Genomic DNA, 10780 nt, shown 5'->3' with positions numbered 1-10780 from the left:
GCGAAAACGGCGTGGGAGTCGAAGCGGGGAAGGCACAGCCAATCGACTGTGCCGTCCCGGCAGACCAGGGCTGCGGTCTGCATGTCTCCGATGAGCGCGTAGTCCTCGATGCGCTGACGACTGTTCAAAATGCGCGGCATGGTCATGTGGTCCGGTCTCCGTGGGTGGCGAGGGCGGCGCAGGTAAGGGAGCGGTCGAGAAAGGGGGGAGGGGGCGAGGCTGGAAGGCTGTGAGGTGACGGCGGGGTGGAAGGCCGGGTTAAGGGCCCGATGTAACCTCGGCCAGGTCGATGACCGAGACGGAGAGCAGCGTCCGGACAAGCCGGGAGGCCACGACCCAGCGCAGTTCGGGGTGCCCGTAGGGAATGGGAGTGCTGAAGCCCTCCAATGCCTGGAAGGACCCGTCAGCGGCCTCGAAGTAGGGCGTTCCGATGACGCCGTACATGCGGGCCCCTTGCGCCAGCACGAAGACGTACCCGTGCTCGGCCAGCTCGAGGTTGCTGCGCGCGGCCACGTAAGCGTGCTGCCTGCAGACTGGCGGCTGATCCGTGTGGATGACGGCGCTGGACGCGTCGCGCACACCGTGCTTTTTGCTCACCGGGAACACAAGGCCTTCGGCTGTGCGCGCGGCCTTCCGGCACATCGGGCATCTGAGGTTGAGCATGGCGTCGCGCCGCCGCATGGGATGGATCATCGAGCCCTGTGGTGCACCGACCGGCCAGCCGTCGGGTCCGAGCGACTGGGAGACGCGCGTCCACAGGACGCCGTGCGTATCGCGGTCCTCGGGCTGCTCGTCCCAGTAGCCAAGGCGCGGGGTGCCGGAGAGGTGGAAGGCCGTGCGCAGCGGCAGAGGGGAGGCTGCTTCCTCGCCCTCTCGTAGGGTGACGTAGTGGGTCGCGTGCTCAATGACTGTGGTCATGCAGCGGTTCCCATCATCCCGGCGGGGCGGCACGGGCCGTGGCTCGCGGCAGAAAGTGTGGCTTTTCGGTAGGTGGAGTCAGCGGTCGGGCACGGCGAATCGTGCGAACACATCACAGCGGCCTATCTCGCGAGACGGGTTGGGCAGCGAAGGTGCGTCGGGCCAGGCATGGCCGAAGAGGGTGTGGCCGGCCACCGCTCACGGCAGGTAGTGGCGGCGGCCGGGGCAGCTCCCGCATGGCCAGGGCCGGGAGCGCCGCTTCCTGCGTGCGGTGTGGTCTCGGGTCCTTCCCGTACGGGGCGCGGGGTTCACGAGACCGGAGGAAGCCCAGTCTGCGAATGTCACGTCCCTGCGGAGGTGGCCGGTCTGCGCGCCACTTCCTCACGGACTGCCACAGCGGCTCGCACGATGGCCTCAGCGAGCCGAGCCAGGTTCTGGGCTCGCAGCGCGGCGGGGCGCCGCCCGCCGACGACAGGCGCGGCAAGCAGCCGACGGTCCGCTTCGGCGAGTGTCGCGTGTACGCGCGGGCGCAGTGGTGCTCCCTGCGGCAACCGCGCAAGGTCGTAGCGGATGCCTGTGAGCAGGGCGGGCATCTTTTGACGGAGGAACTGGATCACAGCAAGGCTGTGCTCGGTCTGCGGAAGGTCCTCGGTTCGGAGGTCCCAGTGCAGGGCTTTGCCCGCGAGGAGCCGCAGTTTCTCCTCGACGGACTGGGCCCCGCCCTCGGTCAGACCTGTTCCTTGATGCGTGCCGTGGAGGTCGTACTGGCGGGCTCGGGTCACCAGATGCGCGCGGGTCCGCGCCCCCAGGACCGTCATCAGACGCCCAAGATCGCGGCGGACCTGAGGCAGCGGACTGCCCGTCTTCTCTGCCAGCTGCTGGTAGTTCAGGTTCTGCGCGATCAGGGGGACCAGTTGGCGCTGCCGCGGCGCCAGATGGACCTCCCCCACCTCGCGGGCAGGCAGCGTGATCAGGCCCAGGTCGTACGAGAGGTCGACCAGTGACGCGTACCCCACCGCACCTACCTTCCGCTTCGCCGTGGCCGCGTAGGAGCAGACGCTGCTCGTCTTCCGGTGCATGCGACACCCGACCTGGCGGGCGGTCAGGCCCATCGCGAGGCCTTGTACCACTTGCCTTTCACGGCGTGTGAAGGAAGCGGTCGCGGTGCTGGTGGTCACCTCTTTGGCCCTTCTGTCGAATGTGAGCTGTATCGCGGAGACGGGCGTAGAGCGGTGTGGCGCTTCGAGACAGGCGACACCTACGATTTCCAGCGGCAGCAGCACGGCTGTCATACCCGGCGTGGAGATGTGGCTTCTTGCCTCGCTGTGGTCAGACATGGCACATTGCTTGCGTACCGATTGCCGCCGGCTGCTTGCCGACGTTCCGCATCTGCGCGCGTGCCAGACACAGGCAGTGGTGCAAGACCCACGGGTCGGTGGTCGGGTAGGCCCGAGGCTCGGGCGGAATGACCCAGAAGCGGCCTTGGCAGACCACCTGAGGCCCGTAAGCCGCGCACTGCAGCGACCTCCCCATGTCGCACACCGAGTGCGGGGCGCTCCACAGGGATGCGATACCGGACTTGACCGGTACCAGCAGCCGCCGGTGGGTGATGCAGCACAGCAGCGGTCCGACCTGGTGTCCGTCATCGATCATCGCGTCGAGCGCGACCATGCCAAGGCCCATGCTGACGCGGACCACATCGACTTCACGCGGCAGCATCGCAGGCAGCGGGACCTCGCTGAGGTGCAGCCGCCAGGAGTGGCGAGTGCTCTGTAGGGCTGTCATCACTTCTCCGGTCAGGACGGAAGGCTCCGTCGGAAACGGGCGAGAGGCGTGGGGGCCGTTCTGGTGCCTTACGGAGCCGGGGGGCGACTGACGCGGCACCAGAACGGCGCACCGGCAGGGCCCTTGGAGCAGGGCCCGTTTTCCGGGCCGACCGTCTGCTCCCCCACAGAGCGCGGCCGGGACGCCGGTCAGGCGCCACCTCCTCTGGGGGTCGGCGTCGGAGCCTGCCCGCGCACGGGCGCGGACGGCTCGACGACGCCAGAGGAGGCCCCAAGCGTTGGTCATCTCCGTGCAGGCGGGCTATGGCTGGCAGCGATCAGATCGGGGCAGACGCACGGCCCGAACGGCGAAGCGCAGGTGGTGCCCGCAACCCGGGTGCTCCCGACGGCCATCCGCGCACCTTGCCCGGGGTCAGGAGGCCGTACTGGAACGCCCGCGTGACTACGTGCGGCCTGTTCACCGCTCCGAGGGCGTGCACGAGTTTGTGCGTGTCGGGGTAAATCCGGGCCCGCGGCCGGTCCACCGGGGCGGCCGGGCGCGGAGCCCTTCGGGACGGCCTCCCGGACTGTGGGAGGCCGGCACCAGAGGATTGGGCGCGGCGTCGAATCCGGCTCGCTCCCCGCGAGGTCAGGGCCCGCCTTGACGGGGGCGCGCAGGTCAGGGGGTGCAGCCCGCATGGGTGACTTCCCAGGACTCGTCGAAGCCGGCCACGAGATCACGACGCCCCCTCGGTCTTCGGTGCTTCCTCAAGGACCGCCTGCACGCTCTGCGCCAGCTTGCGCAGATACACCCGTGACGGCATGAAGCCCCTCGGCATCCCGGTCTGGGCCAGGGTCCGGGCCGTATCGAGAGCATCTGCCAGGGCCTTGGTGGGATGGTCCAGTGCGGGGCCGATCTGCGCGAGGTGACCGCGCAGCATGAGCACGAGGTCAAGGACATCCTGATCGGTCTCCGGGACCGGAGCGCCCTCGTCCAGGACGAGGGACACGGTCTCCTGGGCCGCCACCACGGGCGAACGCTCGACAGCACCAGGCAGTGTCGCGCTATCCCGGAAGGGAGCATGAGCTACACCGGCAGGTACCGCCGCCCTGGGAACAAGCCCGAGCCGCCCGGCTTTCATCGTCGGCGCAGAGCGTCGGGCCACGTCATCGCCTCCCCGCCGCACGGAGGAGACACCACGTGATCGTGCCGTCGTCACTGACGCCCCAACAATCACAGGAGCCGGCCACGAGACGCAGACCCCGCCCGCCAATGGCCTCCGCGTCACCACAGCCCATGACGGCGGGAGTTGTGCTCTCGTCGGCAACCTCGATGTGCAGGCCCGCGTACAACTGCAGCATCGACACATGGACGTTCCCGCGGCCATGCACGACCGCGTTCGTCACCAGCTCGGAAACGATGAGCACCACGTCTTCCACCAGCGAAGCGGGCACCACCCATTTCCGCATCCGATCAGCGACCGCGCACCGTATCTCAGCGACACGAGCGGGATCCGGAGTGATGGTGTGCTCGAAGCTGTACGCCGACTGCGGCAGCGGCTTTGCACCGACAGCAGCAACGGCTGGAACGGGGCTCATCGGGTACCTCCCGGGTGGGCGGTGTGGGGGAATGTGCTGCGAGCGGCGGTTCTGGCTTGAAAGACAAGCGGTGAGGAGTCGGATTTCCCTCCCCCACGGGGTTGTTGGAGGAATATCGTCCTCATGAGAGAACCGTGTCCGAGGTCTGGGCGGTATCCCGTTCGGCCGGTGGACCTGGTGCACGTTGTGCAAGATCGTTTTGGGGACAGGGGCCCACCATGGGACGCACACGCAACCGTCGGCTGGAAGCCGTCGTGGAGGAACTGGGCCTGCCGCAGGAACGGTTGGTGAGTCGCTTCCGAGCCGTGGCTGCTGAGAACGGCGCTCACGAACTGGACGCGACGAACCGGTCGTCCATCACGCGCTGGATCTCCGGGACGCGTCCGAGCGGCCGGGCGCCGTCTATCTTGGCCGAGACGCTCTCCCGGGGTTTGGGCCGCCGTGTCACACTCGCGGACATCGGCCTGGCACCGGAAGAGGGGACTGAGCCTCAGTCGCCGGGGTGGAGCGTCGACACGTTGACGACGCTGGCGGCGCTCGGGGGTACAGACATGGACATAAATCGTCGGGGTGTGCTGGTCAACTCGGCGTACTCGGTCGCTGGCCTGGCGCTGCCAGCCGAAGCGTGGTGGGACGAGGCGGCCGAACGTGCCCGAGGGCGCAAGCCGCTGACGACGCACACCGTGACGGCTCAGGACGTCGAGGCGGTCCGTGAGATGACCACGTTCCTCTCGCAGCGCGATCAACAGCGCGGCGGCCGCGGCGTCGGCCGCACCGCCCTGGTCGCCTACCTTCGCTCCGACGTCACCGACCTGCTGGCAGCCCGATTCCCCTCGGAGAGCCTCCGGCGTGCCATGACCTCGGCAGCCGGAGAACTCGCCTACCTCGCCGGATGGACCAGCTTCGACGCCGGAGAGCACCCGGTGGCCCTGAGCTGGTTCAAGATGGCGGCCTCGCTCGCCGCTGAAGCGGCCGACGCCCCGCTGGCCGGCCACATCATGCGCGCCATGGCACACCAGGCCGTCGACCTGAACCAGTCTGGCGAGGCCCTGCGCTGGTCGGAGGCCTCCCTCGCGGGGAAGTGCTACACCAACGCCTGCTGGCGCGAGCGGGCGCTGCTGGGCGTCGTGCACGCCCGCGGCCTGGCCGCCACCGGCCAGAAGAAGGACGCCCTGGCCACGCTGCTGCGGGCCGAGACCGACCTCAGCCGGGCCGGAGAGGGCGATGAGGAGCCCGACCGCGTCTTCTTCTTCAGCCAGGCCAGCCTCGCCCATGAAACAGCCGCGGCACTGCGCGACCTCGGCGATTTGAAGGGCGCGGAGAAACAGTTCAAGCACAGCGTGCGCACCCGGCGCACCCAGTTCAAGCGCACCCACTCCGTGACCTTGGGCTACCTCGGCGCAGTCCAGATCCAGCAGGGACAACTGGAAGCAGCCTGCACCACCTGGAACCAGGCACTGGACGCCATGACCCGCGTGCAGTCGGGCCGGGCACGGGAAACAGTCGTCCAGATGCGCCGCGCCCTCGGGCCTTTCCGCGCCCGAGGCGGCAGCCCGGCGGCCGAACTTGACACCAGAGCACGAGCCGTACTCGCCGTACGCTGACTCGACCAGAGCAACGATCGAAGCAGCCGGCGCGACTGGCGTCCTCATCAGAACGAAGGGTCCCTTGTGTCCGAAGAACACATCGAACTGCCGGTCATCGCACACGTGGTGGGCGGCCACACCGGACGCCGTGACGACTACAAGGGAGGAGTCACATCGATCATCCGGCTCGTCCCCAGCATTCCCACGAGTGCCCTGCAGGGCATCGAGGAGTTCAGCCACCTCGAGGTGATCTGGCGCTGCCACCTCGGCTCGGACCAGGACATCGAACTCGAGCCCCGCAGCCCCCGTGACAACCCGGCATGGCCGGCCACCGGCGGCCTCGTCCATCGCAACCACCGACGACCCGCCCGCATCGCCACGTCCTACCCCAGGCTCCTCGGTGTTGAAGGCCGGGATCTCCACGTCGTGGACCTGGACGCAGACGACGGAACGCCTGTTCTCGATCTGGCGCCGGTCTTCAAGGAAATGCTGCCCCGTGGCCCGGTGGTCCAGCCCGCCTGGCCTACAGAGATGCTGCGTAGCTATTGGGCTAGCGCAGACGAGCAGCCTTAAGTCGGCCCAGGCGCATCGGCATTGTGTTGATGTCGGCGAGGCCCATCGTGTCTGCGGCGACGGTTGTGTTCTGGCAGCGGTGATGGCTGGGAGCCGTTCCATTCCTGCGTACGACTCCATCTGGCTCCTCCTCTCGCATGGGCGTGAACGGGCTCCAACAAGGTTCCCGGCGCTATGGGGACTGGCCGGGATCCGAAAGCGTCCTCGGCGTGCTGGACACAAGCAACTGTCGCTCGTCACAAAACAGCGACCCCGCCCCCGCTGGAGTCGCAATTTTGTGACTTCAGTTCGGGCAAAGAGCAAGTTCCTACCCTCGGTCACACTCCAGTCACTACGCTGGACCACGGGAGTGTCGAGGGGAGGTGCGGGGATGGGACAAGGGGTCAAGCACGGTCCCTCTTGCGCAGGGCGTCGGCGCAAGGATGCTGTGCAGCGTGGGATACCGCTTGAGCAGCTCGTCATCGCGATCAGTCAGTGCTGCTCCGTAAGCAAGCTGAGGGCACACCGGCTGGCGCGCGGCTGGACACTGCGGGAAGCGGTCGACCAGTTACAAGCACTTGGCCGCAGTCTCGGACCGAACGCCCCGAGTCCGGACGTGGTGCAGCTGAGCCACTGGGAGAAGGGCCGCGAGCCACGTATTGCTGCCATGCAGTTGCTGACTCGGCTCTACGAATGCGACCTGGTCGGCCTCGGATTCACTCCGGATCAGCAAGCGCCGACGGCTCTTCTCCAAGGAGTGCCCACTGCGGAAGCCAAGAATGTGTCGGCGCTCGAGCAGGGACGCACGGAATTGCCCGCAGTCGATCCCTTGGCGCATCGTGAGGCCACGGCTCGGCGGTCTGTGAACCGCACACTTGCCTTAACCAGCGTAAGCCCTCAGCAGATGGACGAACTGGACGAACAACTGGTTCTGCTCCGTCAGCAATACGTCTACAGACCGCCCGAAGCGATGCTTGCCGATCTGCTCGACCAGCTGGACGAGGTCAGATCACTCGCTGACGAACGTCAACCAGCTGGCGTGCAGGTGCGGATATCAGAACAAATTGCGATGCTCTCCACACTCATTGCCGACTCACTGATGAAGCTGGGAAGGCTCTCTAGCTCGCGCGCTTGGTATGCGACCGCGCGCACAGCGGCCGACGACAGCGGCAACTCTGGGCTAAGGGCGCGTGTTCGCGCTCAAGCCGCCATGCTGCCGTACTACTACGGCCCGATCGATACCGCTGTCCGGCTTGCCGCCTCAGCCCGCATGCTGTGCCGAGGCCGGCCCACCGCAACCAGCGCCTTCGCTTCCGCGGCTGAAGCGCGTGCTCTCGCTCAACAAGGCGATACGCAAGGCGCAGAAGCGGCGATCCGACTCGCTCTGGCGACCTTTGAACGCTGCGAAACAGGGCCCGACAACGACGCTTTCGCCTTCCCTTTGCGGCGCCTTCTCCTCTACCTGAGCGGCGCCTACACAGCAATGGGACACGCGAGCCAAGCACGGAAGGTGCAGGCGGAGGCACTGGCGATGTACCCCTCGCGCACAGGCATCGACCCCGCACTTCTCCACCTGGAGGCAGCAATCTGCCTTGCGCGCGAGCGAAGTTCGACGGAGGCCTGCCAGCTCGCCGCCACCACCTTCCTGAGAGTGCACCCCGCCATGCGCACTCACATCCTGGAAGAACGCGCACGCAAGGTCATCCAGGTCCTCCCACCTGTGGCGCAACGCGGCAGAGCGGCGAAGGAGCTCGACCAGATCCTCGCGCTTCCTCCTGCACAAGGGTGACAGACCGGCGCTTCGTCAGCGAGCCTTGCGCTCATGACGGCACCCACACCGATCCACGGAGGCTTCGACGAAGCCGAGATGCGCCACGTTCTGGACCAGGCATGCCTGGCCGCGGAACTTGACCCAACCGGCGCACGGCTGCTCCGAGGCCACACCAATGCGGTGATCCTCCTCGAAAAATCACCAGTCGTTGTGAAAATCGCGCGGCGCGGATCAAACATCAGCGATGTTCAGCGCACCGTGCGATTCGTCCAACTCCTAATGGACAACGGCTTCCCAACGGTTCCCCTGCACCCCATCCCCGAACAGCCTGTCGTCATCAATGAGCATGCCGTGACCTTCTGGGTCTACCTTCCACAACCTGATCACCCAGTCACGGCGGCACAGCTGGCCAAACCTCTGCATTCCCTGCACAACTTCCCGCTTCCTTCATTCCCCGTCAAGAAACATGACAATATTCGGGCTATTCGTAAATCATTGTCGGCCACTATCTCTCTACCTGAAGGCGATATGACTTACCTCAAAAAGCGTACTGACCGGCTCGAGGCGGAACTGGCGAGCGTAGGGTTCGAGTTGCCAGAAGGCATCCTGCAAGGAGACCCGCAACACCGGAACGCCCTCCATGACAGAGGGCACGCCGTCTTGTGCGACTGGGACACATTCTCCCTAGGGCAGCCGGAATGGGACCTTGTGACGGTGGAAGTGCACTGTCGACGATTCGGGTACGGCACTGATCATTACCAGAAGTTCTCAGAGGAATATGGGTATGACATCACTAAATCCAAAGGCTTTCGTACATTGCGTGACGTCCGCGAACTGCGCATGATCACTACCAATGCCAGAAAGGCAAGACACTCGCCTGGGAGCCTGGCGGAGGTGGAACGCCGGATTCATGGACTGCGGCACGAGAACGATCAGCTCCAGTGGAACATTCTGTAAAACACCGGTACGTGCTGCTGCTGTGGATGACCGGTCCTCCGTGCCCCAGCCACTGAAGGGCGACTACCCCCGTACGAACGTGCTGGGGTACCTAGGACAGCAGGATGAGACTGCAGTACCAGGCATCGGCCGGTCTTGCGGGGAGCAGGCCGGCGTACTCGGCCAGCGCGCGCGGTGCCTGCTCGCCCTGTACTTGAGCGCCACGAGCCTTACCGCCATCGGGCTGCACGAAGCTCTGCGGGCTCACCAGAGTCGCAAAACACGCATGCTGCCAGGAGGAGAATCTCGATGACCACAGTGACGCTCCATGGGCGCCGCCGTGGGCGCGCAGGCGACCGCGGCCGGGCACCGCGTCCTGTGGGTATCTGCCGACCGCAGCAGTGCCAGCCGTGAGCGGGCCGAACAAGCCGGGCTCGTCCCCGCCGCCTCGCTGTCCGAGGCCCTGTCCGAGAGCGACGTCGTGTTGTCGCTCTGCCCCCCTCACGCAGCCGAACAGGTCGCCTCGTCAGTGGCCTCATACGACTACCGCGAAATCTATGTCGAGGCGAACGCCATCAGCCCGCAACGCACCCAGCGCATCACGAGCAACATGCCGCCGGAGTGCACCGTCCTGGATGGAGCGATCATCGGCCCTCCTCCAGCCTCAGGCCGGACCGCGCGCCTGTATCTCGCGGGCCCGGCGAGCGCCGTCGGTCAACTGGCCAAGGCGTTTGCAGCAACTTCAGTGCAGGTGCGGGAAGCCGGGATGGAACTCGGGTCCGCATCAGCCCTGAAGATGGCATTCGCCGGCTACCAGAAGGCCGCACGAGTCCTCGCCGGAGTCGCCCACGCCCTTGCCGACACACACGGAGTGGCTGAACTGCTCACAGCAGAGGCCGAAGCCATGCCCGCGAACATCCTTGCAGACCCCGACTACCTGCCCAGTGTGGCGGCCCGTGCTTGGCGGTGGGCACCCGAGATGGAGGAGATCGAAGAGGCTTTGAAGGCCGCCTCGCTCCCCACCGAATTTGCCAGCGCTGCCGCAACCGTCATGAAGCACTGGGAAGCAGGCAAAGACCTCGACCTCCCTCTGACCACGATTCTTGCCCAGCTGCGCACCGCAGGTAAGTGACCCGCGAGACTGTGCTGCCACACGCATGTCGGGGCGCGGGAGTCCCGTTGACCCGCATGACGCTGCCCCGCCCTGGCTCGATGGAGGCGTTCGTGGGCGGGCGCGCATGTGATGGTAGCGGGGCACCGCGGTCGCAGCTCGTGCTGAACGGTCGGCACGAGCGCCTCGTCACCCGAAGTGATGCCGACCGCCGCATACATCGAGTGCAGTGCGGCCGTCCCCGTGCACGTGATCACGACGTGCCGGACCCCGAGGAAGGACGCCAGGGAGTCCTGCAGGTCGGCGACGACGCTGGAGCGGTCCGGGATGGACACCGCGGACATTAGCTGGGCGGTGACCGCCGATACGTCGCGGGGCCTCGATCGGGGGCCAGGAGAAGTGCGGACCGGGGGCCTCGATGACGGGCGGGCCGCCGCCGTTGAGTACGCGGCAGAAGCAGTCGATCTGCGCGGCTGCGGCCAAGGGCCAGGCCGGTTCGCGGGTCAGGGACTCGATCAGTTACCCGTCCGGGGCGAGGCGCCGC

General features: G+C 66.7%; 11 protein-coding genes and 1 pseudogene. 5 read left to right on the top strand and 7 right to left on the bottom strand.

The genetic code is table 11. From position 1 onward, the window contains the following. The 6 genes from ACWDZ7_RS39085 to ACWDZ7_RS39060 form a co-directional block, all read right to left on the bottom strand. Positions 1-140: trehalase-like domain-containing protein (locus tag ACWDZ7_RS39085; protein ID WP_451803512.1), on the bottom strand; the 140-nt coding region annotated here is incomplete at its 3' end. Positions 141-258: 118 nt separating this feature from the next. Next, a complete protein-coding gene (locus ACWDZ7_RS39080) occupies positions 259-918 on the bottom strand; it encodes a hypothetical protein (protein ID WP_451803510.1) in 660 nt (219 codons plus the stop codon). Positions 919-1259: 341 nt separating this feature from the next. After that, the gene (locus tag ACWDZ7_RS39075; protein ID WP_451803509.1) at positions 1260-1997 is read right to left on the bottom strand and encodes a hypothetical protein; all 738 of its coding nucleotides are present in this window, start codon (positions 1995-1997) and stop codon (positions 1260-1262) included. A gap of 250 nt (positions 1998-2247) precedes the next feature. Continuing rightward, complete coding sequence (locus ACWDZ7_RS39070) at positions 2248-2703, bottom strand: hypothetical protein (RefSeq protein ID WP_451803508.1); 456 nt, start codon at positions 2701-2703, stop codon at positions 2248-2250. Positions 2704-3418: 715 nt separating this feature from the next. Then, entirely contained in the window at positions 3419-3712 is a 294-nt protein-coding gene (locus ACWDZ7_RS39065; protein ID WP_451803507.1) for a DUF6415 family natural product biosynthesis protein, read from the bottom strand. Positions 3713-3848: 136 nt separating this feature from the next. After that, positions 3849-4280, bottom strand: a complete 432-nt coding sequence (locus ACWDZ7_RS39060) for an ATP-binding protein (RefSeq protein WP_451803506.1) — start codon at positions 4278-4280, stop codon at positions 3849-3851. A 551-nt stretch (positions 4281-4831) separates the two neighbouring features. On the opposite strand from ACWDZ7_RS39060, the gene ACWDZ7_RS39055 reads away from it, so the two are divergent. From ACWDZ7_RS39055 to ACWDZ7_RS39035, 5 genes are all read left to right on the top strand, one after another. Further along, on the top strand, positions 4832-5884 hold the full coding sequence (locus tag ACWDZ7_RS39055; protein ID WP_451803505.1) for a Tat pathway signal protein: 1053 nt from the start codon (positions 4832-4834) through the stop codon (positions 5882-5884). A gap of 66 nt (positions 5885-5950) precedes the next feature. After that, positions 5951-6439 (top strand): TrmO family methyltransferase domain-containing protein, encoded by a 489-nt coding sequence (locus ACWDZ7_RS39050; RefSeq protein ID WP_451803504.1) that lies wholly within the window; start codon positions 5951-5953, stop codon positions 6437-6439. A gap of 427 nt (positions 6440-6866) precedes the next feature. After that, the gene (locus ACWDZ7_RS39045; protein WP_451803503.1) at positions 6867-8207 is read left to right on the top strand and encodes an XRE family transcriptional regulator; all 1341 of its coding nucleotides are present in this window, start codon (positions 6867-6869) and stop codon (positions 8205-8207) included. 33 nt (positions 8208-8240) lie between these two features. Further along, a complete protein-coding gene (locus ACWDZ7_RS39040; RefSeq protein ID WP_451803502.1) occupies positions 8241-9146 on the top strand; it encodes a phosphotransferase in 906 nt (301 codons plus the stop codon). 307 nt (positions 9147-9453) lie between these two features. Continuing rightward, positions 9454-10257 carry a DUF1932 domain-containing protein gene (locus ACWDZ7_RS39035; RefSeq protein ID WP_451803501.1) on the top strand — a complete coding sequence of 268 codons (804 nt, stop codon included), beginning with the start codon at positions 9454-9456 and terminating at the stop codon, positions 10255-10257. Positions 10258-10415: 158 nt separating this feature from the next. Here the strand turns inward: ACWDZ7_RS39035 and ACWDZ7_RS39030 are convergent. Beyond that, positions 10416-10580 (bottom strand): annotated as a pseudogene (locus ACWDZ7_RS39030) (DegT/DnrJ/EryC1/StrS family aminotransferase); the annotation flags it as partial. Positions 10581-10780: the final 200 nt, after the last annotated feature.

The sequence above is a fragment of the Streptomyces sp. NPDC003032 genome, from assembly GCF_053591415.1.
This window is presented reverse-complemented; position numbering and strand designations above follow the sequence as displayed.